Origin of the sequence: Dactylosporangium sp. CA-092794 (assembly GCF_050948465.1) — a bacterium.
Classification (GTDB): Bacteria; Actinomycetota; Actinomycetes; order Mycobacteriales; family Micromonosporaceae; genus Dactylosporangium.
In genome coordinates this window covers 3,912,938-3,936,762 of the sequence record NZ_CP192044.1, presented here as the reverse complement: position 1 = coordinate 3,936,762, position 23,825 = coordinate 3,912,938, and the positions used below count along the sequence as shown (strand labels likewise).

Here is a 23,825-nt window from a genome sequence, read left to right as displayed (position 1 = left end):
CGCGGAGCGAACGGATTGTCAACGATCCGGGCGGCAATCCCGCCGGATCAGCTGTCCAGGATGAACCGGCGCTCGTGGTAGATCAGCCGCCCGCCCGCGGGACCCGCCACGACGCCGGTCACCGCGGCGACGACCACGGTGGACGCCCCGACCGGGACCCGGTGCAGCGGCACGCAGCGCAGCGCGGCCTGGGCGCCGAGCAGCATCGGCTCGCCGGTCGGCAGCGTCGTCCAGCCCTGCTCGGCGGTGAACCGCGCGCCGCCGGGCCGGGCGAAGTCCTGCGCGAGCCCGGCGTGCGCCGCCGCCAGGAGGTGTACCACCAGGCTGTCCGCGCTCGCGAGGACCCGCGCCGACGGCGAGTCCATGACCGAGAACGACAGCGCCGGCGGCGTGAGCGACACCGAGGCGACGCTCGACGCGGTCAGCCCGACCGGGCCGTCGGGCCCCGGCGCGGTGATGACGGCGACCCCGGTCGGATAGCCGCGGAACGCCGCCTTGAACAGCTCCGCCACGCCGGCCTCGATGTCCACGCTCACCGCCCGACGGTAGAACCTCAACCGCACTTGAGGTCAACAGTGCACGAAGTCCTTCAGGTAGTACACATAGTCGGGGTCGTCCGCGGTCAGCGCCCGGATGCGGGCCACCGCCCCCTCGTGCCACTCCTCCTCGAAGCCGTACTCGTTGATCGCGTTCTCGTACCAGACCAGCGCCTGCGCCGGGTCGCCGGCCGCCTCCCAGCGCTCGCCGGTGGCGAAGTACGCCTCCGCCAGCTCATATTCGTCCTCGGCGAGGGGGAACAGCGGCGCGACCGGCTCGGCCGGCTCGACGCCTGAGTCCCGCAGCGTGGCGGCGGCCCGCTCCAGCCGCTTCGCGGTGCCGTCGCCGCCCTGCATGATCCGGCGCCGGAGCACCTCCCCGGCCAGCTCGGCGCTCGGCTGCCGGTCGAAGCGGTCGAAGAGCGGCTGGTTGAAGGAGGGGTACTGGCGGATCAGCCCGGCCCAGTCGCCGTCCTCGGCGGCCAGCCGCTCGTAGGCGGCCACGGCGCCGCCGGGCTCCGCGATGGCGTACAGCTCGGCCCGGCTCGGCGGACGCTCGCTCAGCAGCGGCGTGAGCACATCGCCCGGAAACGCCGCCAGGGCCTCACGCAGCGCCGGCTCCTCCGCGCGCAGCGCGTCGAGGCCGCCCCACCTCGCCTGGGCCTCGGCGAAGCGGATCAGGTAGCACGGCAGCCACGTCTCGATCGAGGACGCGAACACGTCGATCGTCGGCCCCTCCTCGTCGGCCATCGCGATCGGGTACCGCTCGGGCGGCAGCCCGGGAATCACGCACGCGGCGACCCACCGGTGGCCGGTGTTGCCGATCGAGTTGACGAAGCCGAGGCCGAAGTTGCGCGGCTCCTCGTTGACGGCGTGGCCCCAGTTGAGGTCCAGGCACTCGATGCCTTCCAGGTCGGGCCGGAACCGATCGAAGCGAGGCGCGTCAATGCCGAGTCTGGTCACGCGGCCCGTTCTAGCACACGGCCACCACGCCACCGGCCGGGCCGAGGCCCTCGACCCGCCGGCTCAGTCCGCCCAGTCGAGCTGATGCTCCGGCACCCCGGCGGCCCGGCCGTGCGCGACCGCGGCCGCCCGGCCGGCCGCGTCGCCGACCCGGTAGCGGAACACGGCCCCGGCGAAGACGACGACGTGCTCGTCGCCGGCGCGGAAGTCCGCGTACCAGCCGCCCTCCGCGGACAGGCACCCGGCGAGCCGCTCCGCCACCGCCTCGGCGGCGTCGTCGTCCGCGGCGAAGTCGATCGCGGTCCACACGGCCGGCTGCGACCCGCGGGCGCTCGCCGCGACGTCGAGCCGGGCGATCCGGCGGATCCGCACGCCGGGCGGGTCGAAGACGGCGCCCGGGCGGAGGCTCTCGGCGATGACGCATCCAGTGATCATGTACGGCACCGTAGCCCGGCATCGCTGACACCATCTGTCAGCGATAATCGCCGGATGCGGGCCGACCGTCTCCTCGCGCTGCTGCTGCGGCTGCAGGCGCGGGGCAAGATGACCGCCCGCGCGCTGGCCGCCGAGCTCGGCGTCTCGGTGCGCACGATCTACCGCGACCTCGATGCGCTCGGCGCGGCCGGCGTCCCGGTGGTCGCCGTCGGCGGGCCGGGCGGCGGCTGCATGCTGCTGGACGGCTACCGCAGCCCGCTGCTCGGCCTCAACCCGGCCGAGGCCACCGCGCTGCTCGCCGCGTCGGTCGCCGGCCCGTCGCTCCTCGCCGGCGGCGGGCGCTCGGCGCCGGGCGGTGCGGAACCGGCGGCCATGGAATCCGCGCTGGCCGACGCGCGGCGCAAGCTGGTCGCCGGGCTGCCCGAGCGGCACCGGGCCGGCGCGGCGGCGGTGGCCGGGCGGTTCCACCTCGACCCGGCCGCCTGGTTCTGCCCGGCCGAGGCCGTGCCGCACCTCGCGGTCCTGGTCGACGGGGTGCGGCTGGGCCGCCGGCTGCGCATCGAGCACCGCGGGACGCGGCGCGTGGTCGACCCGCTGGGCCTGGTTGCCAAGGCCGCGGCGTACTACCTGGTGGCGGCCGGCCCGGGCGGCGTCGTGGCGCACCGGGCGGCCCGGATCTCGGCGGCGGAGCTGCTGGACGAGCCGTTCGAGCCGCCCGCCGGCTTCGACCTGGCGGCGTTCTGGGCGCGCTGGACCGCCGAGTTCGAGGCCCGCTTCGGCGGCCTCACGGTCACCGTGCGGCTCAGCCCGGACGGTGTCCGGGCCGCCACCGAGGTCCTGGGGGCGCCGCTGCCCGAAGCCGGCCCCGGGGACGGCGACGACGGCGGGCGGACCGTGCGGCTGCGGTTCGACTCCGTCGCGGCCGCGCGGCGGCGGCTGCTCGGGTTCGGCGCCGACGCGGAGGTCCTCGAGCCGATCGAGCTGCGCGCCGAAGTGGCCGAGGCGGCGCGGCGCACGGCCGCCCGATACGAGCGGCCGGCACCGGGCTGGGCTCCCGGTGCCGGCCAGGGTGGGCGGGTCAGGTTGGGGCGGGTCAGGTCAGGCGGAAGTAGTCCAGGTTGAAGCCGCCGGTCTCGCAGTACACCGTGACGAGCTGGTCGCCGGCGGGCAGCGTCACGGTGGCGTGGACGGACTCGTACGAGGCCCAGCCGCCGGTGGCCGGGACCGTCGCCGTGGCCAGGACCTGGTTGTTCGCGTCACGGAAGGTGAGCGCGTCCGGGGCCGGGGCGCCGGTGCCGTTGGCGACGCGAAGCTCCAGGTCGTAGGTGCCGGGCTGGGCGACGTCCAGGCGGTACCGCAGCCAGTTGCCGGCCGCGGTCCAGCCGATGTTCTTGCCGCCGCTGGCGGCCGGGGTGGACTCGACGAAGTTCGGGCCGCCGTCGGTCCAGCCGTGCTCGGCCACGTAGGCCTCGGCCTCGACCTTCTCGCCGATCGGGGCGCCGTGCGGGCGGACCGTGACGTGGACGGTGACCTCGTCGCTCGCCGCGCCGTCGGTGACCCGGAACTTCAGGCTGAGGCTGCCGGCCGTGGTCGGGTGCAGGCTGACCTGGCCGGTGGCGGCGTCGAGGGTGACCCCGTCGGGCAGGTCGGGGGCGTAGAACGCGAGCGGGTCGCGGTCGCGGTCGGTGGCGCTGAGCCGGAAGGTCGTGGTCGTGTACTGGTCGGCGACCACGTCCGGCACCGCGGCCAGCTTGGGCGCGTGGTTGCCGTGGGCGCCGGGCACGTCGGCGTGCCAGCGGAAGGTGGCGTACGCGCCGGCCGGGACGGTCTCGGTGAACTGGCGGCCGGCGAGCACCACCCGCACGGTGCGCGGCGCCGGGTTGGCGTTGCCGACGACGGCCACGAAGTCGTCGCCGTCGCGGAAGACCACGTTGCCGACCCCGCCGGTGGTGGCGCTGGACTCGACGCGGGTGTAATCGGGCCCGAGGTACTTCGCGAACTGGCCCATCGCGTAGAGCTCGTCGCGCACCGAGTACGTGCGGGTGGTGGTGTCGACCTTCACCAGCCGGTCCGGCCACTTCGTGGTCGCCGCGATCTGGTCCCAGTCGACGTTGTTGTCCCGCAGCGGCGTCCAGTGCAGGGTGCCGCCGTCCTGGTCGGTCGTCTGCGCCCACAGCACGTAGGACGACGCGTCGAGGCGGAAGTAACTCAGGATCGTGGCCGGCGACAGGTCGCTGGTCTCGGTCATGTGCACCGGCTTGCCGTACTGCTCGAACGCGTCGCGCATGACCGCCGGGTCGCCCCAGTAGGGGTGGAAGGCGATCGCGTCGGCGGCCTTGCGCGCCGCCGGGTCGTCGAGGATGCGGTAGTAGTTCTTCGTCGCGGTGCTGTTCGGGTCGCGCCAGTCCCAGAAGTTGAAGTCGTGGACGTACACCTGCACGTCCCGCGGCAGGTAGCGCCGCATGGCGACGGCGAGGCGCTGCTGCTGCGCGACGGAGATGTCCATGGCCGGGTAGACGACGTCGATGCCGGGCTCGTTGAGCAGGGTCAGCGCGTCGATGTGGATGCCGCGACGGGCGTAGGCCTCGACGTATTTGGCGTAGTACCGGGCGAACACGTCGATGCAGTCGTCGCGCAGCTTGCCGACCTGGTAGTAGTCGGTGGTGCTGCCCGGCTTGAGGGCGACCTCGCCGAGGAACTTGTCGTTGGTCTTCATCCACGCCGGGGCGCTCCAGGCGGAGGCGAAGAACGAGGCCCGGGGGTTGTACTTCTGGATCAGCTTGATCGTGTCGACGATGTGCAGGTCGATGTCGCGCTGGATGGAGAAGTACCGCAGCCCGAAGTCGTCGGCGACGCCGGGCGGCAGGTCGTCCTCGGACCAGAAGGGCAGGTGCTCGATGAGGTCGGGGCTGCCGATGGTGAGCCGGAAGCGGCTCAGCCCGGCGCCGGTGCGCGGATCGACCAGCAGCCGGATCGCGTCCTCGCGCTGCTGCGGGGTGAGCTTCCACAGGTTCGAGACGCTGGTCTCGTCCAGCGAGAAGCCGATCCCGGAGTACCGCTGCCGGATCTGGCTCGGGTCGACGACCACGGTGACGTCCGCCGCGGACCCGGCGCGGTCACCCACCTTGACGGCGGGCAGTGGCTGCCAGGCGTGCGCGGCGCCGGCCGAGTAGGTGCCGGTGACGACCTCGGTGCGGTGTGCGGGCGCCGCGGTCGCGGGCGCGGCGGCGGTGAGCAGGGTGAGCAGGGCCGTCGAGGTGACGGTGATCATGCGTCGCACAGCGTTTCCTTTTCCACTGGCGGGTGGTGGGGGAACCGCCAGACAACAACGCTCTGCCGAATCATGTCAATGAATCGCTGGAAGTTTCTGTGTAACACGCGTCAAGAGCCGGCCGGCGCCGGGCCGGTGGAGCCCCGCACGACCAGCTCGGTGGCCAGCTCCACGTGCAGGGCGTCGAGCTCGTGCCCGGTCAGCATCCGCCCGAGCAGGCTGACCGCCATCCGTCCCATCTCCTCCAGCGGCTGGCGGACCGTGGTGAGCGCCGGGAGGGTGGCCCGGCTGACGTCGATGTCGTCGAAGCCGGCCACGGACAGCTCGCCGGGCACGCGCAGGCCCCGCTCGGCCGCGGCCTGCAGCGCGCCGGCCGCCATCTTGTCGTTGAAGGCGACCAGCGCGGTCGGGCGCCGCGGCAGGTCCAGCAGCTCGGCGGCGACCGCCCGGCCCGCCTCGATGGTCGGGTCCTTGACGCTGCGCAGCAGCTCGGGGGCCGGGTAGACGCCGACGCCGACCAGGGGCGCGGTGTAGCCGGCCATCCGGTCGCTCATCGCCGTCCACTCCGGCGGCCCGCCGAGCACCCCGACCCGCCGGTGGCCCAGCTCCACCAGGTGCGCCATGAGCCGCCGGGCGCCGGCGAAGTTGGCCGCCGACACCGCGGCGATGTTGCGCGGCGGCGCGGTGCGCGGGTCGACCACGACGAACGGGAAGCCGCGGTCGCGCAGCCGCTCCAGCTCGTCCGCCCCCTCCACCGGCAGGATCAGGATCGCGCCGGTGACCTGCGGCCAGCCGGCGCTGAGCGTGGGCAGCACGCCGGTGCGCCGCCAGGCGGACTCGCCGGCGTCGACGATCGCGTGCATGCCGTGGCGGTCGAGGGCCTCGGTGATGGCCGAGACGATGATGCCGAAGTAGTCGCTCAGCACATACGGGCAGCGCACGTAGACACCGTTGTCGGCCTTCTGCAGGCCGCCGCCGCGGCGGCGGGGCGCGCGCCGGCCCAGGCCGCCCATCGCCTGCAGCACCCGCTCCCGGGTGTCGGGCGCGACGTTGGCCCGGCCGTTGAGGACCCGCGAAATGGTCGCGATCGACAGCCCGGTCTGGCTCGCCACGTCGCGGATCGTGACGCGTCCGTCCGATCGTGTTTCACGACTCTGTTTCATCACCGATCAGGGTAACCCGGCCCCCCGTTGAACCCGCCGGCCCAGTTTTGCCGTAGACAGGGTCGTGACCACGACTACCCACGCGGAGCTCGTCCGCCGGTACTACGACCGCAACACCGCCGCGTTCGACCGGCTGGGCCAGGGCGGGGCGTCCATCCACCGGGCCGTCTGGGGCCCGGGCGTGACGACCCGCGACGAGGCCTTCCACCACGTCGACGAGCTGCTGCTGGACGAGCTGCCGGACGGGGCGGCCGAGCCGTCGGTGGTCGATCTCGGCTGCGGGCTGGGTGCCAGCCTGGCCTACCTGGCCGGCCGGGCGCCGATCCGGGGCGAGGGGCTGACGATCAGCCCGCGCCAGGCCGAGGGCGCGGCCCGGCTGCTGGCCGCGGCCGGCCTGGACGGGCGGATCCGCTGCCGCGAGGGCAACTACCTGGCCGTCCCGGACGACCTCGCCGGTACCGCCGACCTCACCTTCTCCATCGAAGCCTTCCTGCACAGCCCGGACGCCGGCGGCTACTTCCGCGAGGCCGCCCGCACCCTGCGCCCGGGCGGCCGGCTGGCGGTCTGCGACGACTTCCTCACCCCGGCCGCCGCCGACCCGGCCCTGCCGCCGCGCGAGGCCCGCCGGCTGGCCGAGTTCCGCGAGGGCTGGCGGGTCGGCTCGCTGCTCACCGTCGAGCAGACGGTGGCCGCGGCCGCGGAGCACGGCCTGGTCCTGGCCTCCGACACGGACCTGACCCAGCACCTGGAGCTGCGCCGCCCCCGCGACCGGTTCATCGCCGCCCTGGTCGCCGCCGGCCGCCCGGTACACCCGCGCGGGGAGTACTGGCTGATGCTCGCCGGCGGCGACGCCCTGCAGTGGTGCCTGCTCAACGGCCTGCTCAACTACCGCTTCCTGGTCTTCACCCGCGGTTGAGCGAAAGGATCGTGTCCATCGCCTTCAACCGGTCGGCGCCGGTGCCGAGCAGCAGGTCGGGGACGATGAACTCGTCGAGGCCGATGGCGCGGTACTGCGCGAGCAGGTCGCCCAGCGCCGCCGGCGAGCCGCCGACGACCGGCTGCCTGAGCTCCGGCAGCGGGCCGTCGACCACGACGATGGCCTGCGCGGTGCGCTGGATCGCCTCCGGGTCGCGGCCGCGGGCGGCGCAGAAGTCGTCGAGCACCCGGGACTTGTGGGCGATGAGGTCCGGGCGGCCCCAGGTGTTCCACAGGTCGGCGTACTCCGCGACGATGCCGAGCATCCGCCGCTCTCCCCCGCCGCCGATGAGGATCGGCAGCGGGTCCTGGACCGGCTTGGGCTCGCAGACGGCGTCGGTGACCCGGTAGTACTCCCCGTGCAGGGTCGTCCGCGGCGTGCGCAGCAGCCCGTGCAGGATTTGCAGCGCCTCCACGAACCGGTCCAGCCGTTGCCGCACCGGGGGCAGCTCGATGCCGTACTGCTCGTGCTCGTTGACCTGCCAGCCCGCCCCGACGCCGAGGGTGAACCGGCCGCCGGACACGTGATCGGCGGTGGCCGCCATGTTGGCGAGCACGGCCGGGTGGCGGTAGGTGTTGCCGTACACCAGCGTCCCGATCCGCACCCGCGGCACCACGGCGCCGAGCGCCGCGACGACGGTGCCGCACTCGAGCATCGGGGAGTCGGGGTCGCGCCCGGGCACGGCGTTGGGCATGAAGTGGTCGGCGATGTAGACGCCGTCCCAGCCGGTCTCGGCCGCGTGCCGGGCCACCTCGAGGATCTCGTCGTACCGCTGCCCGGCCCCGGGCCAGATCGAAAGTCGCATGACTCCGTTCTATCCCGCGCCGGGCGGTAGGGTGTGGGCCATGGTGGCAGCTTCCCCGCGAATCCTCTCGATCGTGTGGGGCCGCATCGAGGTGGACGGGCTCGGCACGGTGAAGGACCTCAAGGCGTGGCCCGGCGGCGGGCGCGCGTGGGACTGGTCGGAGACCGGCACGTCGCACTCCCCCGGCATCCAGCCCGCCGACGTCGCGGAGCTGCTCGACGCCGGGGCCACGGTGGTCGTGCTCTCCCGCGGCATGGAGGAGCGTCTGGAGGTCGCCCCGGAGACGCTGGAGCTGCTCGACAAGGCCGGCGTCGAGGTCCACGTCGCGGAGACGACGGAGGCCGTCGAGCTCTACAACGACCTCGCCGCCACCGCGGCGGTCGGCGGCCTCTTCCACTCGACCTGCTGAGGGCCGGCTCGTGCAGTATTCCGGCTTCGACTCCTGGCGCGTGAGCGTCTCCCAGTTCGACCAGCTCGCCGGCCTCGCGCTGTGGGTGCGCGCGGCGGCGGGCATCGAGGCGACCGGCGACCGGCTCGTGCCCGGCCCGCTCGACGCCGACGACGTGCCCGCGCCGGACGCGCCGGCCGGCTCGGCCCTCGGCGAGGAGTGGATCGGCTGGTGGCGGGCGATCCTGATGGCCCCGCACGCGGTGCGCGGCGGCGACTTCCCGGGCGCCGACGGGCTCACCGAGGCGCCCGGGCTGCACGACCTGGTCGCCGCCCGCTGGCGGGAGGCGCTGGAGTGGCACAGTGCCCGCAAGCGCCGCGAGCTGGCCGCCCATCCCCCGGGTGACCTGCGCTCGACCGAGGTGGTGGCCGAGTTCGAGCGCCGCGCCGGTCGGCGGGCCCGCGGCTTCCACGCCAGCTTCGAGGTGATCCCGGTCCGCGACGACGTGATCCGCCGCATCGACGGCGAGCACTACCTGGTGCCGGAGCGGGTGTACTTGAGCCGCCGCTGGCGGGTCTGGCTCGCCGGCCTGGTCGACCGGCTCGCCTGACCCCCCGGCGCGTGGTCAGGCGGAGGCGCGCAGTACCAGCTCCGGGTTGAAGATGACCGAGCGTGGGGATCGGCTCGGCTCGCGGATGCGGGTGAGCAGCAGCTGAGCCATCTCCCCGGCCATCTCCTCGACCGGCTGGCGGACCGTGGTCAGCGGTGGGTGGCACTCGAGGGCGGCGGTGCTGTCGTCGAAGCCGATCACCGCCACGTCGTCCGGCACGGCCCGGCCGGCCTCCTGCAGCACGCGCAGGGCGCCGTCGGCCATCAGGTCGTTGGCGACGAACACGCCGTCGACGTCGGGCAGCTCGGTGAGCAGGCGGGCGGTGGCGCGTTCGCCGCCGGCGCGGGTGAAGTCGCCCTCCACGTGGGACGGGGTGAGGCCGTGGGCCCGGGCGGCCTCCTCGAAGGCGGCCAGGCGGTCCTGGGCGGCCGGCATGTCGAGCGGGCCGGTGATGGTGGCGATCCGGCGGCGGCCCAGCTCGGCCAGGCGGTCCACGGCGAGCTGCACGCCGGCCCGCTGGTCGACGTCGACGTAGCTGATGGTGACCGGGTGGCCGGGGCGGCAGGACAGCACGACCGGCACGCCCAGGTCGACCAGCTGCGCGGGCAGCGGGTCGTCCACGTGGCTGGAGATCAGCAGGGCACCGTCGACGTGGCCCTGGCGCAGGTACCGCAGCAGGTGCGGCCGGGCGGGCGGGTCGGCGAGGAAGATGACCAGGTGGATGCCGAGCGGGCGGAGCACCTCCTGTGCGCCCGCGGTGACCCGGCCCAGAAACGGGTCGGTGAACATCCGGGTGAGGAACGGCGTGGCGTAGCCGCGGTTCGCGGGCTCGGACACGACCAGCGCGATCGAGTCCGTGCGCCCGGTGACCAGCGACCGGGCGGCCAGGTTCGGCACATACCCGGTCGCGGCGATGGCCCGCTCCACCGTGCGGCGAAGCTCTGGGTCCACCGTCTGCACGCCGTTGATGACCCGGGAGACCGTGGCCCGGGATACCCCGGCGTAGTTGGCGACCTGCTCGAGGGTCGGCGGTCGCGCGTCGCTGCCCGTCATGGATGCCACGGTAATTCGTGCCCCGATGCAATGAGGAGCCGCGGGTGGACGGATCCGCATGTCACGTCCACCCGCGGCCAGTTTGTGGGCGGGAACCCTACTTGTAGACGTGGACGTAGTCGACGTACATCCGCGACGGGAACGGCGTGGTGGCGTCGATCGGGCCGGGGAAGTCACCGCCCACGGCCAGGTTGAGGATGATGTAGAACTGGTGGTCGTAGACCCACGGGCCACGGGTCGTCTCGACCGTGTCCTTGTCGGCGACCAGGATCACCTGGTTGTCGACGCGGAAGGTCATGTGCTTGCTGTCCCACTCGACCGAGTAGACGTGGTAGTCGGCCGACAGGTCGACCGTGGCGAGCTTCTGGCCGTAGCCACCGCCGCCGTTGTAGGCCGGGGCGTGCAGCGTGGAGTACACCTCGTTGGTGTTCTTGCCGAGGATCTCCATGATGTCGATCTCGCCGTTGTAGGGCCACGGCCGGCCCTGCAGGAAGTCGGCGCCCATCATCCAGAACGCGGGCCACAGGCCGTTGCCCTTCGGCACCTTGATCCGGGCCTCGACCCGGCCGTACTGGGTGGAGAACTTGTTGCTGGTGTTGATCCGGCCCGAGGTGTAGTCGCGGCCGCCCTCGGTCTGCTTGCGGGCCTCGATGACCAGCGAGCCGCCCTGGATGCTGGTGTTCTCCAGGTTGGTGTAGTACTGGATCTCACCGTTCTGGCCGGTGCCCGGGTCGATCGTCCACTTGGAGGTGTCGACGTTGGTGCCGGTGTTGAACTCGTCGCTCCAGACCAGGTTGGTGGCCGGGAAGATCGGGTCGGCGGGCGGGGCCGGGGGCTGCACCGGGTTGCCGCCGGTGCCGTAGACCTTGAACTCCCACAGCGAGTAGCCGTAGCCGTTGGAGCGCTGGGTGCCGTACATCCGCACGTAGCGGCCGTTGCCGTTGACGTTCAGGGTCTCCCTGAAGCCCTTGCCGGTGGTGGTGCTGTAGATGCTGGTCCAGTTGGTGGCGTCGGTGGAGGTCTGGATCTGGTACGACACGGCGTAGGCCGGGTCCCACTGCAGGATCACCTGCGTGATGTGGGCCTGCGCGCCGAGGTCGACGTAGATCCAGCCCGGGTCGACCCAGCCGTTCGTCGGGCTGGTCGCCCAGCGGCTGGCCGGGTCGTTGTCGAAGGCCTTGTCCGCCGAGCACGGGTTGCAGTTGGTGTCGTTCTGCCAGGTGGAGGCGACGGCCGGCTTGTTGTAGGACAGCAGCACCGCGTTGCCCGAGCCGGTCGGCGTGGGGCTCGGGCTGGTCGGGGTGTCGTTGGAGGTCGACGGCACGCCGCCGACGCGGACCTGGAACTCCCACAGCGAGTAGCCCCACTGGGTGGCCCGGGCCGTGCCGTACACCCGGATGTAGCGGCCGCTGCCGGTGACGTTGAGCGTCTGCACGCCGCCGGTGCCGGTGGTGGTGCTGTAGATGTTGGTCCAGTTGGCGGCGTCGGTGGAGGTCTGGATCTGGAACGCGGTGGCGTAGGCCGTTTCCCAGTTCAGGGTGACGCCGCAGATCTGCTGCACCGACTGCAGGTCGACCTGCAGCCACTGCGGGTCGCCGGCCGCGCTGGACCAGCGGGTGCCGGTGTTGCCGTCGACCGCGGACGAGGCCGGGGTGCCCGCGTTCTCGGTCGAGGAGGCGGTGGCCGGCTTGCCCTGCGCCGCGTTGCTCGCGCCGCAGCTGCCGGGCGTGGTGACGGAGCCGCCGTACACCTGGAACTCCCACAGCGACACGCCGTACTGCGTGGCCTTGGCGGTGGCGTTGATCCGCACGTAGCGGCCACTGCCGGTGACGGGCAGGCTGACCGTGCCGCCGGTGCCGGTGGTGGTGCTGTAGATGCTGGTCCAGTTGGCGGCGTCGGTGGAGGTCTGGATCTGGAACGCGGTGGCGTAGGCCGCCTCCCAGTTCAGCGCGACGCGGGTGATCGTCTGCGCGGAGCCGAGGTCGACCTGGATCCACTGCGGCACCGAGAAGGCGCTGGACCAGCGGGTGCCGTTGTCGCCGTCGGTGGCGCTCGCGGCCGGGGTCGCGGCGTTCTCCGTGGACGAGGCGGTGGTCGGCTTGCCCTGCGACAGCAGGGTCTCGGCGGCGTTGGCGCGGGTGACGACCGTGACGATGTACGCGCACAGCATGGCGGCCACGGCGATCGCGATGACGCCGTATCGAAGTGTGCGCCTTGATCGATGGCCGGGGGCGGAGACCGACCAGTCCATGGATTACTCCTTCGTGGCGGGGGTGTTACGGCGGCGTGAGAGAGCGCTCTCTCAGAAAGCCACAATGAGCCCTCTGTGAAACCCTGTCAATGCCTGGCGCCGAATCGGAGAGCGCTCTCCGAGCGAACCGCAAGCCGGGGCGGCCGAAGCCGCCCCGACCGGGAACGCGTTTTCAGGAGCAGGTCGGCGACGGCACCGGGTTGGAGCCGGAGTAGGTCGCCTGGAAGCCGAACGTGGTCGAGCCACCCGGCGGGATCGTGCCGTTGTAGGACATGTTCTTCGCCGTCACGGCGGTGCCGGACTGGGTCACGTTCGCGTTCCAGGAGTTCGTGATGCTCTGGTTGCCCGAGAACGTCCAGCCGACCGTCCACGCGCTCAGCGCGGAGCCGCCGGTGTTGGTCACCTTGACGTCGGCGGTGAAGCCGCTGCCCCAGTCGTTCTTGGTGTACGTGACGCTGCACCCGGCCGGGCCGCCGGTGGGCGGCGGGGTGGTCACCGGCGGGCTCGACGGCGGCGGCGTCGTCGTCGGGGGCGTGGACGTCGGGGGCTGGCCGCCGGTCGTGACGCTGAAGGTGTTCACGGCCAGGCCCTGTCCGCCGGTCCACGGCTCGAAGCCGGCCTGGATGCTGGTCAGGTACCAGCTGTTCTGCGCGTAGCCGCGGGACACCGCGTCGTTGAAGAACGAGGCCGGCGCGAAGCTCACCGAGCCGGTGCCGGGCTGGCGCACGTAGGACACGACGTTCCAGCCGATGTTGCCCTCCCACACGTCCCAGGCGCCGCCGGCGATGTTCGCCGTGCCGACCTTGGACCCGACCGGCTGGGGCGCGCCGGCGTGGTTGACCCACACCATGATCTCCGCGCCGGTGTTCTGCCCGTCGGTACGCGCCGTCGGGTCGAACCAGATGTCGTAGGCCGCGTCCCACTGCCCCGACGACGGGAAGCTCATGCCCACCGAGGTCTGGATGCCGGCGAACCGCGAGTCGCTGACCCGCAGCGGCAGGATGCTGCCGGTGCTGCAGTTGGCGTAGTGGCAGCCGTAGTACACGGCCGGGTACGCGGCCGGCGCCCCGTTGGTCGGCACGTTGTGGTTGGCCTGCGAGATGCTGAAGCCGGTGCTGGTGACGTTGATGCACTGCGGCTGGTCGGTGCCCCAGACGTTGTTCATCACGACGTACCGACCGCCCTGGATGGTGGTCGAGCCGAACTTCTCGCAGATGGTGGTGTCGGCCTGGGCCGAGCCGGTGGTGAGCACGACGACGGCCCCGGTGGCCGCCAGGAGCCCGGCCGCGGCCAGCGCGGCCTTGATGCTTCTGCGCATAGGTGGTCTCCCTTCCAGGGAGCACCATGCGGGCCCGATGGAGGGGAGACGGATTTCCGCCCGATTTATTCGTTTTTGTACGTCAAGATCCAGGAAACTTACACCGCCGCCGCGTAGAAGATCAGCCGCTGGTCGTCGCCGGCCGGTAGATCGAGCGTCTCGTAGGACAGCCGCAGGTCCCCCGCCCGCGGGTGGACCAGCCGCAGCACGCCGGTGCCGCTGGGCGGCCCGGACACCGCGGCGACGCGGGCGGTGAAGGCGTCGCCGGCGACCAGGGTCAGCTCGTCGGCGATCGCGGCGACCCGCGGGTCGCCGCGGAACGGCCCCTGCTTGAGCACCGCCACCTGCTCGTCGGCGACGCGGTCCCAGTCGGGGAACGCGGACCGGGCGCGCGGGTCGCCGAACACGTAGCGGGTCAGGTTGGGGCGCGGCCCGTCGAGGAGGCCGAGCGGGCCGAAGAGGTGCTCGTAGCCGGCTGTGCGGGCCAGGACGTCGCCGGTCCGGCCGAGCACGGCGGCCGGGCTCGGCTCCAGGCGGTCGAGCAGGGCGCGGACGGTGGGGCGCACCGCGCTCGGCGGCTGGTTCGGGCCGCGGCAGGTGAAGCCCGGCTCGGCGCCCTTGGCGAGGCGGTGCAGGTGCACCCGCTCGGCGACGGACAGCCCGAGGGCGTCGGCGAGGGCGGAGAGCACCTGGGCGGAGGGGCGGCGGTCGCGGCCCTGCTCGAGGCGGGTGACGTACTCGACGCTCACCCCGGACAGCGCGGCGAGCTCGGCGCGGCGCAGCCCCGGCGTGCGCCGGCGGGGCCCGGCCGGCAGGCCCACCGCGCCGGGCGCGACCGCCGCGCGCCGGGTGCGCAAGAACAACCCAAGTTCGCTCACCGGCCGACCGTAGCAGCGCGGGCTTGCGCCTCACGCGGCGTGAGGTCGTAGCGTCGATCTCGTGACCGACCGCAGAACCTGGCGGGTCGGCGAGCTGGCCGGGAGCACCGGGCTCACGGTCCGCGCGCTGCACCACTACGACGAGATCGGCCTGCTGCGCCCGTCGTCGCGTGACACCGCGGGGCACCGCCGGTACACCGCCGCCGACGTGCGGCGGCTGCACCGGATCCTGGCGCTGCGCGGCTTCGGCATGTCGCTGGCCGAGATCCGCGCGGTCCTGGCCGGCGGCGGCGACCCGCGCGAGCTGATCCGCCGCCAGCTGGCCGAGGTGGAGCAGCGCATCGCGGTGGCATTCCGGCTGCGGCTGGACCTGCGGGCCGTGCTCCGCGCGCTCGACGAGGCCGCCGAGCCGTCGGCCACCACGCTCATCGACGTCATCGAGGGGATGATCACCATGCACCGACCGCTCAGCCCGGAACAGTTGCAGGAGCTCAACGAGCACCGCCGCCGCATGACCGAGACGCTCTCCGAGGCGGAGCTCGCCGAGCTGGCGGAGCGCCGCCGGCAGTACCACGAGCAGCTCACGCCGGACGAGCTCGCGGAGCTGCAGCGGCGACGCCTCGCCCTGCTCCCGCCGGAGTCCTAGGAGAGGGCCCGCTCCAGCTCGGCCTTGGTCATCGAGGAACGGCCGCGGATGTTGCGCCGCTTGGCCTCGCTGAGCAGCTGTTCCTTGGACTTGGGCCGGTCGGAGGACTTCATGCCCGCGGACGGCTTGCCCAGGTCCTGCCAACGGGTCGCGGACAGCTCCACGCCGTAGCGGTCCGCGGCCCGCTTGATCCGCGTGAACGCCTCCCGCCGCTCCGCGTCGGAGGCGTCCCGCACCTGATCGAACCGGGCGATCGCGTTGCGGACGTGCGACGCGTCGTTCAGCGGCTCCTTGCGTAGCCGCGGGAACGCATACGTCCGGTCCGGCATCGCGTTGCGCCCGGCGGCATCCAGCTCATTCGATCCTCGTTGCTTTCGTGCAGCCATGTGGTACTCATACCCGGCATCGCGCACCCCAACCGCTCACTCATGGCCGCCGGAGCGTCAGACGCTGGCCTTCGCCAGCAGTTCGGCGGTCGCGTCCCACAGGCGCCGCTCGCGGTCGCGGTCGTGGGCCCACGCCGGCTGCTCGTCCACCTTGTCGACGAACACGTAGGCGCCGTCGCGCAGGTGTGCCCACTCCGCGTCGAGCACGAGCGAGGCGAGGATCCGGCCCGAGCGTTCCGGCGTCGGTATGCCGGGGAGGCGCTGCACGCCACGGGCCAGCGCCTGGAAGGCCGCGGGTGCCGACCGGCCCAGGCCGGTGCCGGGCATCCAGCCGGGCTCGAACACGGACACGCCGATCCCGTCGCCGACCCGCCGCTGCAGCTCGTGGGCGTAGTACAGGACCGCGAGCTTGGAGGTGGAGTAGGCGACGGCCGCGTCGCTGATCCTGGCCTTGCTGCCGGCGGGCGCGGGCTGGGCGAGGGTGACGGGGTCGCGCCACTTCGCGGGCTGCACGCCCATCATCTGCCGCAAGCGGCCGGCCCGGTACGTGTCCGAACCGAGCAGCACGATCCGGCCGGGCGTCGCGAACGAGCCGAGCAGGTCCCCGACGAGCTGGGCGTGGGCGAGGTAGTTCACGGCGAACGTCACCTCGTAGCCGTCCTCGGTCGCGCGGCGGATGTCGGCCGACCACATGCCGGCGTTGCCGACCAGCCCCCGCAGCGGGCGCACCGCTCCCGAGGCCAGCAGGTCACGCGCCGCGGCCCCGGCGGCGCGGACGTCGGCCAGCCGGGACAGGTCGGCGCAGATCTCGTGGACGGTCGCACCGGCCGCGCGGGCCTCGGCGGCCACCTCCGCGAGCTTCTCGCTCCCCCGCCCCACCAGGAGCAGGTCCGGCCGGGCGGCGGCGGGACGACTGGCCATCGCCAGCGTCGCGACGCGGCCCAGCGATCCGGTCGGGCCGGTGATCAGCACGGTTCCAGGGTCAGTCATCGTCATGCCCACCAGCGAACCAGTCCTCAAGCGCTTGAAGTCAAGCCCGGCAAGAAGTCACCAACCTTGACTGTTTAGTGGCGGAATGTTTGACGGGTCAGCTATGTTGTACGCGCCAGAGAGCCGGGGCCAGCCCGGGTTCCGGCGAGGTGAAGGCGGGCGTTCGAGATGCAGTTCGGAGTGTTCACCGTCGGTGACGTCACCCAGGACCCGACGAACGGGCGAGTGCCCACCGACGCGGAGCGGGTCAAGGCCATGATGGCGATCGCGCTGAAGGCGGAGGAGGTCGGGCTCGACGTGTTCGCGCTCGGCGAGCACCACAACCCGCCCTTCGTGCCGTCGTCGCCCACCACGATGCTGGGCTGGGTCGCGGCGAAGACCAGCAAGCTGCTGCTGTCCACCGCGACCACGCTGATCACGACCAACGACCCGGTCAAGATCGCCGAGGACTACGCGATGCTGCAGCACCTGGCCGACGGCCGGGTCGACCTCATGCTGGGGCGCGGGAACACCGGTCCGGTGTACCCCTGGTTCGGCCAGGACATCCGCAACGGCGTCGCCCTCGCCGTGGAGAACTACGCGCTCCTGCGCCGGCTCTGGCGCGAGGACGTCGTGGACTGGGAGGGCAGCTTCCGCACGCCGCTGCAGGGCTTCACGGCCACGCCGCGCCCGCTGGACGGGGTGCCGCCGTTCGTGTGGCACGGCTCGATCCGCACGCCGGAGATCGCTCAGCAGGCGGCGTACTACGGCGACGGCTTCTTCGCCAACCACATCTTCTGGCCCAAGGAGCACACCCAGCGCATGGTCGGGCTGTATCGGCAGCTGTTCGAGCGCTACGGCCACGGCTCCGCCGACCAGGCCATCGTCGGCCTCGGCGGGCAGGTGTTCATGCGCAAGAACTCGCAGGACGCGAAGCACGAGTTCCGGCCCTACTTCGACAACGCGCCGGTCTACGGCCACGGTCCCTCGCTGGAGGACTTCACCGCGCAGACCCCGCTGACCGTCGGCAGCCCGCAGGAGGTCATCGACCGCACACTGACCTTCCGCGAGTACGTCGGCGACTACCAGCGGCAGCTGTTCCTGGTCGACCACGCGGGCCTGCCGCTGAAGACGGTGCTGGAGCAGCTCGACATCCTCGGCGAGGAGGTCGTGCCGGTGCTGCGCAAGGAGTTCGCCATCGGCCGCCCGGCCCACGTGCCGGACGCGCCCACCCACGAGTCGCTCAAGACGGCCGCCCGGGCCGAGCAGGAGAAGGTGGAGGCATGACGCGCTCGATCGTCGCGGTGACCGCGGGCCTGAGCCAGCCGTCGTCCAGCCGGCTGCTGGCCGACCGGCTCGCGGCCGCCGTGCGCGGCAAGCTCGGCGAGGGCGTCACGACGCAGGTCTACGAGCTGCGCGACGTCGCCCACGACATCACCGACCACCTGCTGACCGGCTTCCCGTCGCCGGCGCTGAAGGAGGTGCTGGACGCCGTCGCCGCGGCCGACGGGCTGATCGCCGTCTCGCCGATCTTCAACGCCTCCTACAGCGGCCTGTTCAAGTCCTGCTTCGACGTTCTCGACGATGGGGTACTGCACGACAAGCCGGTCCTGCTCGGCGCGACCGGCGGCACCGCCCGGCACTCGCTCGCCCTGGAGCACGCGCTGCGGCCGCTGTTCGCCTACCTGCACGCGACGGTGGCGCCGACCGCGGTCTTCGCCGCCACCGAGGACTGGGCGGGCGCGGGCAAGGACACGCTGCACGCCCGGATCGAGCGGGCCGGCGCGGAGCTCGCCGCGCTGGTCGCCGCCCGCGAGCCGGTCACGGTGCAGGACCCGTTCGCGCCGACCACCGACTTCGAGTCGCTGCTGGGCGGCCAGGGCCGCACGGTCACGAACGACCTTCGCCGGTGACCTTCGACAGGTAGGCGTCGATGGCGTCGCGGTTGCGGCTCAGGCAGGCGATCCGGGCGTCCATCCGGTCGCGCTCGCGCCGCAGGAGCTCGACGACCTCCGGCCCGGCGTCGGAGATCGCGATGCCGCACGGGTTGTCCAGGCACGGCAGCACCGCCTTGATGAGCCGGGTGGGCAGCCCGGCCTCGAGCAGGCCGCGGATCTGCCCCACCCGGTCGACCAGCGGCTCGCCGTAGTCGCGGTAGCCGTTGTCCAGCCGGGCCGGGCGGAGCAGGCCCTGCTCCTCGTAGTAGCGCAGCAGGCGCGCGGGCGTGCCGGTGCGGGCGGACAGCTCGCCGATGCGCATGTGACCTGCCTCCCAGCGGTTGACCTTCACATTAATGTGAAGGTCCGACGATGGCGACGTGATCCTCGCCGTGCTGTCCACGGCCCAGTTCCTGCTCGCCCTGGACTATTCGATCGTGTACGTCGCGCTGCCCGCCATCGCCCGCGACCTGGGCCTCGACCTGGCCGCCGCGCAGTGGGTGGTGAGCGCGTACTCGGTGCCCTTTGCCGGCTTCCTGCTGCTCGGCGGCCGGCTCGCCGACCGGGTCGGGGCCGGCCGGCTGTTCCTGGCCGCGACCGCGCTGTTCGGCGCGGCGAGCGTGGCCGGCGGGCTGGCCGGCGACGGCGCCGTGCTGCTGGCCGCCCGCGGCGCCCAGGGGTTCGCCGCCGCCCTGCTGCAGCCGGCGATCCTGGGCCTGATCGGCGCCCGCTTCCCGGCCGGGCCGGCCCGCACCCGGGCGCTGTCGGTGTGGGGCGCGGTCGGGGCGGCCGGGCTGGCGGCGGGCGTCGTGCTGGGCGGGGCGCTCACGCGGTACACCTGGCGCTGGACCTTCCTCGTGAACGTCCCGGTCACCGTCCTGTGCGCGGCCGGCGCCGCCGCGTGGCTGCTCGCAACGGCCCGGGCCCGCCCCGAGCCGGTCCCCCTCGCGGGCCCGCTGCTGGGCACCGGCGCCGTGCTGGCCACGGTGCTCGGGCTGACCTTCGCCGGCGCCCGGGGCTGGGCCGACCCGGCGACGGCCGGGACACTGCTGGCCGCGGCGGCGCTCGGCGCGGCGCTGCTGGCCCGCCGCCGTCCCGCCGGCCCCCGGTCGCTGCGCATCGGGGCGGCCGCCGCCGCGCTGTACATGGCCAGCGTCGGCTCGGAGTTCTACGTCGTCACGCTGATGCTGCAGGACCGCGACGGCTTCACCCCGCTGCGCGCCGGGCTCGCCTTCCTGCCGCTGGCCGCCCTGGTCACCGCCGGCAGCTCGGTGACCGGCGCCCTGGTCCGCCGCCTGGGCGCGCCCCGCACGCTGGGCGCCGGCTTCGCCCTGGCCGCGCTGGGCCTGGCCTGGCTGGCGCTGGCGGCCGGGCGCGGCTACCCGGCCGGGGTGCTGCCCGGGCTGCTGGTCAGCGGCTTCGCCCACGGCGTGGTCTACACGTCGATGTTCAACGTGGGCGCCCGCGACGTCCCGCCCGCCGAGCAGTCCTCGGCCGGCGCGGTCATGACCACCGCCCAGTATCTGGCCGGCGCGGTCGCCGTCGCGCTGCTCACCTTGCCGCTGCACGGCGGCGCCTACGCCGCGGCCTTCTGGCTCACCGCGGCGGCCGCGGCCACCGGCGCCCTGCTGACCCTCCGCGCGGCATGGTCATGACCCGCGCGGCGTGGTCATGACCCGGGCGGGGTCGTCAGCCAGCGGTCCAGTTCGGCGAGGAGGTGCTCGACCTCCGGATGGAGCGCGTCGGCGATCTCGTCCGGGGTCTCGCCCGCGCGGGCGCGGCGGCCGGTCTCGCCGATGATGATCCGGAACACGCCGGCCAGCGCGATGCCCTGCAGGCGGGCGAGCTCGGGCGCGATCGGGCTCGTCTCGCCGATGGCGGCGGCGACCGCGGCGGCCAGGCGGTCGATCAGCTCCAGGGCCAGCCGGTTGACCGCCGGGCTCATCGCCGCGAGATAGCCCAGCGTGCCGGCGGCGATCTCCGGCGGCCGGCCCCGGATCGCCGTCACCGTCTCCAGGACGAAGTCGCGGACGGCGGCGGCCGGGCTGGTCCCCGCCGGCCGGGAGCGGATCAGGTCGTCCAGCCGGTCCTGTATCTGCTGTTCACGGTCGGTGACCAGCTGTTCCTTGGTAGGGAAGTAGTTGTAGAGCGTCTGCTCCGCCACCTCCGCCGCGCGCGCGATCTCGCTGACCGTCACCCGCTCGTAGCCCCGTTCGGCGAACAGCCGGGCCGCCGTGTCGACGATGAGCCGGCGGGTGCGCGCCTTCTTGAGATCACGAAGTCCGGGTTCGGCCACGCCGGGAGTCTATCAACCATAAATTTGTAGTGGACTCAAAAAATCGTGTACGCTCCAGTTCTGGGCACGAACCCGGGGTCGAGATCGGAGCACACGATGAAAGCAGCCCGTTTCAGCCGGTTCGGGGGTCCGGAGGTCCTCGAGATCGCGGATCTTCCGGACCCGCATCCGGGGCCGGGGCAGGTCCGGATCGCGGTGCGCGCCGCCGGCGTCAGCCTGAGCGACTGGAAGAAGCGCAAGGGCCTGATGGATCAGGAGCTCCCGCAGACCATGGGCTACGAGGCGGCCGGGGTCGTCGACGAGCTCGGCGCGGGCGTCACGGACGTGGCGGTCGGCGATCGCGTGTTCGGCGCCTGCGCCGACGGGGCGGCCCAGGCCGAGCTGGCGGTGCTGTCCGCCTATGCGCCGATCCCGCCGTCGCTCGACTTCCCGGCCGCCGCCGCGCTGCCGGCCGCCATCGAGACCGCCGTTCGCGCGCTCGACCAGCTCGGCGTCGGCAGCGGCAGCACGCTGCTCATCAACGGCGCGTCCGGAAGCATCGGCAGCGCCGCGGTCCAGTTCGCCGTGGCGCGCGGTGCCCGCGTGATCGGCACCGCCGGCGCGGCCAACCAGGACTACCTGCGCTCGCTGGGCGCGGAGCCCGTCGTCTACGGCGAGGGCCTCGCCGGGCGGGTGCGGGCGCTCGCTCCCGGCGGCGTCGACCTCGCGCTCGACGTCGCCGGCAGCGGCGTCCTGCCCGAGCTCATCGAGCTCGCCGGCGGCCCGGAGCACGTCCTGACGGTCGCCGACTTCGCCGGCGCGCAGCGGCACGGAGTGCGGTTCAGCCGGGGCGACTCCGGCCGCGCGCTGCACGCCCTCGCCGAGATCGGCGGGCTGATCGAGTCCGGGCGCTTCTCGCTCCCGGCCGTGCGGACCTTCCCGCTCGCCGAGGTCGCCGAGGCGCACCGGGTCAGCGAGGAGGGCCACGCCGGCGGGAAGCTCGTGCTCCTGGTCGGCGGCCGCTGATGCGCCCCGACACGGCACTCGAGGAGCCCGGCCGGCCGGCCGCGCCCAGCGACTCCGGCGCGTTTCGATGGCTCGCGCTCGTCGTGCTCAGTCTCGCCCAGCTGATGGTCATCCTGGACTCCACCATCGTGAACATCGCGCTGCCGACGGCGCAGCGCGACCTGGGCTTCTCCACCGGCGACCGGCAGTGGGTGGTGACCGGGTATGCCCTCGCGTTCGGCAGTCTGCTGCTGCTCGGCGGGCGGCTCTCGGACTACCTCGGCCGCAAGCGGCTGTTCATCGCCGGTGTGGCCGGGTTCGCGGTCGCGTCGGCGGTCGGCGGCGCCGCCGGCGGATTCGCTGCGCTGCTGCTCGCCCGCGTCGCCCAGGGCGTGTTCGCGGCGATGCTCGCGCCGGCGGCGCTGTCGATGCTGTCGGTGACGTTCGCCGACGACGCGACCGAGCGCGGTCGAGCGTTCGGGATCTTCGGCGCGATCTCGGGCGCCGGCGGCGCGCTGGGACTGCTGCTCGGCGGAGTCCTCACCCAGGACCTGTCGTGGCGGTGGTGCCTGTACGTGAACCTGATCATCGCCGCGGTCGCGTTCGCCGGCGCGGTGGCCTTCCTCCGCGACGGCGACCGGCCGGAGCGCGTCCGGCTCGACCTCTCCGGGACGGTCGCCGCGGTGCTCGGCCTGGTCGGCGTCGTCTACGGCCTCGGCAACGCCGAGTCGAAGGGCTGGACGGACTTCTGGACGCTGGGTCCGGTGATCGCCGGGGTCGTCCTCCTGAGCGCCTTCGTGCTGATCGAGCGCCGTGTGGCCCATCCGCTGCTGCCGCTGCGGGTGCTTCTGGGCCGGGTCCGCGGGGCGGCGTACCTGTCGGTCGGGATCTGCGGCACCGGGATGTTCGCGGTGTTCCTGTTCCTCACCTACTACCTCGAGGAGACGCTCCGCCTGACGCCGATCGAGACCGGCGCCGCCTTCCTGCCGATGATCGGGGCCGTGATGGTGACGTCGGTCTTCTCCGGCGCGGTCCTGCTGCCGCGCACCGGCCCGCGCCCGCTCGTGCCGATGGGCTGCGTGCTGGCCGCCGCCGGCATGGCGATGCTCACCGGCATCGCCGCGAACTCCACCTACGCCGGCGGCGTGCTCCCGGCGCTGCTCGTCACGGGCCTCGGTTTCGGCATGATCTTCGGCCCGGTGCAGAACGCCGCGACCAGCGGCGTGCGGCCCGACGAGGCCGGCGTGGCGTCGGCCCTGGTGAACACCGCTCAGCAGATCGGCGGCTCGATCGGCACGGCCGTGTTCAGCTCGCTCACCGCGACGGCGATCGCGGACTATCTCGCGACGCACGCGGCCACGGCGTCAGACCCCGCGACGATCGCCGGCGCCACCCTCGCCAGCGACCACCTGGTGTTCTGGGTCGCCTCGGCGGTCTTCCTGACCTGCGCCGCGCTGTCCGCCCTGCTGTTCCGCAGCGGTCCCCTGCCGGTCCGCCCGGCCTGACCAGGCAGGTGCAGTCCGCCCGCCAGGCCGACGCCACCGCCGCGCCGGCCGCAGCCGCCCCCGGCCACCGGCGGCTCGGCCATATCCACCCGCACCCGCCGCCCGTCGGTCAGCCGTCGCCCCGCCGCCCGGCCATCGCCCGCCGCCCGGCCGACACGGCCGTAAGTCTCCGTGATCATGCCGAACCCACGACTCGCACCCCGGGTTTTCATGACCACGGAGTGTTTATGTACCCATAGGTACCATATGTATCCATGATCATGAAAAACCCGTGGTGTCCGAGTGGCCATGTGCATGATCGTGGAGAGTTTGTCCGCCGCGGCCAAGACAGCCTTAAGCGCACGCGGAGCGTAACCGCGGCACGCGCCTGCAGTAACCGCGAACATGACGCGGCGTCGTCCGGCGGCTGGCGGGGTTGCTACGCGAGGCGGCCGTGACCAGCGGTTAGGCCCGGT

At 73.1% G+C, this 23,825-nt stretch carries 24 protein-coding genes and 1 pseudogene; 11 read left to right on the top strand and 14 right to left on the bottom strand.

Going from position 1 to position 23,825, the window contains the following annotated elements; translation table 11 throughout:
• Window positions 1-47 precede the first annotated feature (47 nt).
• The 3 genes from ACQPXD_RS16900 to ACQPXD_RS16890 form a co-directional block, all read right to left on the bottom strand.
• Window positions 48-536, bottom strand: coding sequence for a flavin reductase family protein (locus ACQPXD_RS16900; protein WP_432839431.1), 489 nt, complete (start codon window positions 534-536; stop codon window positions 48-50).
• A 33-nt stretch (window positions 537-569) separates the two neighbouring features.
• Window positions 570-1,499, bottom strand: coding sequence for a hypothetical protein (locus ACQPXD_RS16895; protein WP_432839429.1), 930 nt, complete (start codon window positions 1,497-1,499; stop codon window positions 570-572).
• A gap of 63 nt (window positions 1,500-1,562) precedes the next feature.
• Window positions 1,563-1,934: a hypothetical protein gene (locus ACQPXD_RS16890; RefSeq protein ID WP_432839427.1), complete on the bottom strand. Its 372-nt coding sequence runs from the start codon at window positions 1,932-1,934 to the stop codon at window positions 1,563-1,565.
• A gap of 54 nt (window positions 1,935-1,988) precedes the next feature.
• Here ACQPXD_RS16890 and ACQPXD_RS16885 point away from each other — a divergent pair, with 54 nt between their 5' ends.
• Window positions 1,989-3,056, top strand: a complete 1,068-nt coding sequence (locus ACQPXD_RS16885) for a helix-turn-helix transcriptional regulator (RefSeq protein WP_432839426.1) — start codon at window positions 1,989-1,991, stop codon at window positions 3,054-3,056.
• Here the strand turns inward: ACQPXD_RS16885 and ACQPXD_RS16880 are convergent.
• Entirely contained in the window at window positions 3,028-5,205 is a 2,178-nt protein-coding gene (locus ACQPXD_RS16880) for a carbohydrate-binding protein (RefSeq protein WP_432843878.1), read from the bottom strand. The two genes, ACQPXD_RS16885 and ACQPXD_RS16880, sit on opposite strands and share 29 nt — an antisense overlap.
• Window positions 5,206-5,315: 110 nt before the next feature.
• Window positions 5,316-6,317, bottom strand: coding sequence for a LacI family DNA-binding transcriptional regulator (locus ACQPXD_RS16875; RefSeq protein WP_432839425.1), 1,002 nt, complete (start codon window positions 6,315-6,317; stop codon window positions 5,316-5,318).
• A gap of 115 nt (window positions 6,318-6,432) precedes the next feature.
• On the opposite strand from ACQPXD_RS16875, the gene ACQPXD_RS16870 reads away from it, so the two are divergent.
• Window positions 6,433-7,284: an SAM-dependent methyltransferase gene (locus tag ACQPXD_RS16870; protein ID WP_432839423.1), complete on the top strand. Its 852-nt coding sequence runs from the start codon at window positions 6,433-6,435 to the stop codon at window positions 7,282-7,284.
• Here the strand turns inward: ACQPXD_RS16870 and ACQPXD_RS16865 are convergent.
• Window positions 7,271-8,149: a TIGR03560 family F420-dependent LLM class oxidoreductase gene (locus ACQPXD_RS16865; RefSeq protein WP_432839422.1), complete on the bottom strand. Its 879-nt coding sequence runs from the start codon at window positions 8,147-8,149 to the stop codon at window positions 7,271-7,273. The two genes, ACQPXD_RS16870 and ACQPXD_RS16865, sit on opposite strands and share 14 nt — an antisense overlap.
• Before the next feature lie 40 nt (window positions 8,150-8,189).
• On the opposite strand from ACQPXD_RS16865, the gene ACQPXD_RS16860 reads away from it, so the two are divergent.
• Both ACQPXD_RS16860 and ACQPXD_RS16855 read left to right on the top strand, forming a co-directional pair.
• Window positions 8,190-8,558, top strand: a complete 369-nt coding sequence (locus ACQPXD_RS16860; protein ID WP_432839421.1) for an Mth938-like domain-containing protein — start codon at window positions 8,190-8,192, stop codon at window positions 8,556-8,558.
• Window positions 8,559-8,598: 40 nt separating this feature from the next.
• A complete protein-coding gene (locus ACQPXD_RS16855; protein ID WP_432839420.1) occupies window positions 8,599-9,147 on the top strand; it encodes a hypothetical protein in 549 nt (182 codons plus the stop codon).
• 15 nt (window positions 9,148-9,162) lie between these two features.
• On the opposite strand, the gene ACQPXD_RS16850 is transcribed toward ACQPXD_RS16855, so the two are convergent.
• The 4 genes from ACQPXD_RS16850 to ACQPXD_RS16835 all read right to left on the bottom strand — a co-directional run bounded on the left by ACQPXD_RS16850 (window position 9,163) and on the right by ACQPXD_RS16835 (window position 14,647).
• A complete protein-coding gene (locus tag ACQPXD_RS16850) occupies window positions 9,163-10,200 on the bottom strand; it encodes a LacI family DNA-binding transcriptional regulator (RefSeq protein WP_432839419.1) in 1,038 nt (345 codons plus the stop codon).
• Between the two features lie 97 nt (window positions 10,201-10,297).
• On the bottom strand, window positions 10,298-12,451 hold the full coding sequence (locus ACQPXD_RS16845; protein ID WP_432839418.1) for a discoidin domain-containing protein: 2,154 nt from the start codon (window positions 12,449-12,451) through the stop codon (window positions 10,298-10,300).
• Window positions 12,452-12,623: 172 nt separating this feature from the next.
• The gene (locus ACQPXD_RS16840) at window positions 12,624-13,769 is read right to left on the bottom strand and encodes a GH12 family glycosyl hydrolase domain-containing protein (RefSeq protein ID WP_432839417.1); all 1,146 of its coding nucleotides are present in this window, start codon (window positions 13,767-13,769) and stop codon (window positions 12,624-12,626) included.
• A gap of 98 nt (window positions 13,770-13,867) precedes the next feature.
• Window positions 13,868-14,647, bottom strand: a complete 780-nt coding sequence (locus ACQPXD_RS16835; RefSeq protein ID WP_432839416.1) for a helix-turn-helix domain-containing protein — start codon at window positions 14,645-14,647, stop codon at window positions 13,868-13,870.
• A gap of 61 nt (window positions 14,648-14,708) precedes the next feature.
• Between ACQPXD_RS16835 and ACQPXD_RS16830 the strand changes: the two are divergent.
• Together ACQPXD_RS16830 and ACQPXD_RS16825 are read left to right on the top strand one after the other, a co-directional pair.
• Window positions 14,709-14,915 (top strand): annotated as a pseudogene (locus ACQPXD_RS16830) (MerR family transcriptional regulator); the annotation flags it as partial.
• Window positions 14,898-15,293, top strand: a complete 396-nt coding sequence (locus ACQPXD_RS16825) for a hypothetical protein (RefSeq protein ID WP_432843876.1) — start codon at window positions 14,898-14,900, stop codon at window positions 15,291-15,293. The pseudogene ACQPXD_RS16830 and the gene ACQPXD_RS16825, both read left to right, overlap by 18 nt.
• Here the strand turns inward: ACQPXD_RS16825 and ACQPXD_RS16820 are convergent.
• The gene (locus ACQPXD_RS16820; RefSeq protein ID WP_432839415.1) at window positions 15,290-15,679 is read right to left on the bottom strand and encodes a DUF6582 domain-containing protein; all 390 of its coding nucleotides are present in this window, start codon (window positions 15,677-15,679) and stop codon (window positions 15,290-15,292) included. The two genes, ACQPXD_RS16825 and ACQPXD_RS16820, sit on opposite strands and share 4 nt — an antisense overlap.
• Before the next feature lie 57 nt (window positions 15,680-15,736).
• On the bottom strand, window positions 15,737-16,669 hold the full coding sequence (locus ACQPXD_RS16815; RefSeq protein ID WP_432839414.1) for an SDR family NAD(P)-dependent oxidoreductase: 933 nt from the start codon (window positions 16,667-16,669) through the stop codon (window positions 15,737-15,739).
• 168 nt (window positions 16,670-16,837) lie between these two features.
• Here ACQPXD_RS16815 and ACQPXD_RS16810 point away from each other — a divergent pair, with 168 nt between their 5' ends.
• The gene (locus tag ACQPXD_RS16810) at window positions 16,838-17,935 is read left to right on the top strand and encodes an LLM class flavin-dependent oxidoreductase (protein ID WP_432839413.1); all 1,098 of its coding nucleotides are present in this window, start codon (window positions 16,838-16,840) and stop codon (window positions 17,933-17,935) included.
• Window positions 17,932-18,561: an FMN reductase gene (locus tag ACQPXD_RS16805; protein ID WP_432839411.1), complete on the top strand. Its 630-nt coding sequence runs from the start codon at window positions 17,932-17,934 to the stop codon at window positions 18,559-18,561. The genes ACQPXD_RS16810 and ACQPXD_RS16805 overlap by 4 nt, the downstream gene beginning before the upstream one ends.
• Here the strand turns inward: ACQPXD_RS16805 and ACQPXD_RS16800 are convergent.
• A complete protein-coding gene (locus tag ACQPXD_RS16800; protein ID WP_432839409.1) occupies window positions 18,539-18,907 on the bottom strand; it encodes a MerR family transcriptional regulator in 369 nt (122 codons plus the stop codon). The genes ACQPXD_RS16805 and ACQPXD_RS16800 overlap by 23 nt on opposite strands.
• Before the next feature lie 58 nt (window positions 18,908-18,965).
• Between ACQPXD_RS16800 and ACQPXD_RS16795 the strand changes: the two genes are divergently transcribed.
• The gene (locus ACQPXD_RS16795; protein ID WP_432839407.1) at window positions 18,966-20,240 is read left to right on the top strand and encodes an MFS transporter; all 1,275 of its coding nucleotides are present in this window, start codon (window positions 18,966-18,968) and stop codon (window positions 20,238-20,240) included.
• A gap of 14 nt (window positions 20,241-20,254) precedes the next feature.
• Here the strand turns inward: ACQPXD_RS16795 and ACQPXD_RS16790 are convergent, their stop codons facing one another.
• Complete coding sequence (locus tag ACQPXD_RS16790; RefSeq protein ID WP_432839405.1) at window positions 20,255-20,881, bottom strand: TetR/AcrR family transcriptional regulator; 627 nt, start codon at window positions 20,879-20,881, stop codon at window positions 20,255-20,257.
• A gap of 96 nt (window positions 20,882-20,977) precedes the next feature.
• Here ACQPXD_RS16790 and ACQPXD_RS16785 point away from each other — a divergent pair, with 96 nt between their 5' ends.
• Together ACQPXD_RS16785 and ACQPXD_RS16780 are read left to right on the top strand one after the other, a co-directional pair.
• Window positions 20,978-21,886, top strand: a complete 909-nt coding sequence (locus tag ACQPXD_RS16785) for an NADP-dependent oxidoreductase (RefSeq protein WP_432839403.1) — start codon at window positions 20,978-20,980, stop codon at window positions 21,884-21,886.
• Window positions 21,886-23,370 (top strand): MFS transporter, encoded by a 1,485-nt coding sequence (locus ACQPXD_RS16780; RefSeq protein WP_432839401.1) that lies wholly within the window; start codon window positions 21,886-21,888, stop codon window positions 23,368-23,370. The genes ACQPXD_RS16785 and ACQPXD_RS16780 overlap by 1 nt, the downstream gene beginning before the upstream one ends.
• Window positions 23,371-23,825 lie beyond the last annotated feature (455 nt).

What these genes read in the sequence shown, in the direction of transcription:
- ACQPXD_RS16890 (WP_432839427.1), bottom strand. Translation starts at nt 1,934, where the DNA reads ATGATCACTGGATGCGTCATCGCCGAGAGCCTCCGCCCGGGCGCCGTC.
- ACQPXD_RS16885 (WP_432839426.1), top strand. Translation starts at nt 1,989, where the DNA reads ATGCGGGCCGACCGTCTCCTCGCGCTGCTGCTGCGGCTGCAGGCGCGG.
- ACQPXD_RS16880 (WP_432843878.1), bottom strand. Translation starts at nt 5,205, where the DNA reads ATGATCACCGTCACCTCGACGGCCCTGCTCACCCTGCTCACCGCCGCC.
- ACQPXD_RS16865 (WP_432839422.1), bottom strand. Translation starts at nt 8,149, where the DNA reads ATGCGACTTTCGATCTGGCCCGGGGCCGGGCAGCGGTACGACGAGATC.
- ACQPXD_RS16860 (WP_432839421.1), top strand. Translation starts at nt 8,190, where the DNA reads ATGGTGGCAGCTTCCCCGCGAATCCTCTCGATCGTGTGGGGCCGCATC.
- ACQPXD_RS16850 (WP_432839419.1), bottom strand. Translation starts at nt 10,200, where the DNA reads ATGACGGGCAGCGACGCGCGACCGCCGACCCTCGAGCAGGTCGCCAAC.
- ACQPXD_RS16845 (WP_432839418.1), bottom strand. Translation starts at nt 12,451, where the DNA reads ATGGACTGGTCGGTCTCCGCCCCCGGCCATCGATCAAGGCGCACACTT.
- ACQPXD_RS16840 (WP_432839417.1), bottom strand. Translation starts at nt 13,769, where the DNA reads ATGCGCAGAAGCATCAAGGCCGCGCTGGCCGCGGCCGGGCTCCTGGCG.
- ACQPXD_RS16825 (WP_432843876.1), top strand. Translation starts at nt 14,898, where the DNA reads ATGTCGCTGGCCGAGATCCGCGCGGTCCTGGCCGGCGGCGGCGACCCG.
- ACQPXD_RS16820 (WP_432839415.1), bottom strand. Translation starts at nt 15,679, where the DNA reads ATGGCTGCACGAAAGCAACGAGGATCGAATGAGCTGGATGCCGCCGGG.
- ACQPXD_RS16815 (WP_432839414.1), bottom strand. Translation starts at nt 16,669, where the DNA reads ATGACTGACCCTGGAACCGTGCTGATCACCGGCCCGACCGGATCGCTG.
- ACQPXD_RS16810 (WP_432839413.1), top strand. Translation starts at nt 16,838, where the DNA reads ATGCAGTTCGGAGTGTTCACCGTCGGTGACGTCACCCAGGACCCGACG.
- ACQPXD_RS16805 (WP_432839411.1), top strand. Translation starts at nt 17,932, where the DNA reads ATGACGCGCTCGATCGTCGCGGTGACCGCGGGCCTGAGCCAGCCGTCG.
- ACQPXD_RS16800 (WP_432839409.1), bottom strand. Translation starts at nt 18,907, where the DNA reads ATGCGCATCGGCGAGCTGTCCGCCCGCACCGGCACGCCCGCGCGCCTG.
- ACQPXD_RS16785 (WP_432839403.1), top strand. Translation starts at nt 20,978, where the DNA reads ATGAAAGCAGCCCGTTTCAGCCGGTTCGGGGGTCCGGAGGTCCTCGAG.
- ACQPXD_RS16780 (WP_432839401.1), top strand. Translation starts at nt 21,886, where the DNA reads ATGCGCCCCGACACGGCACTCGAGGAGCCCGGCCGGCCGGCCGCGCCC.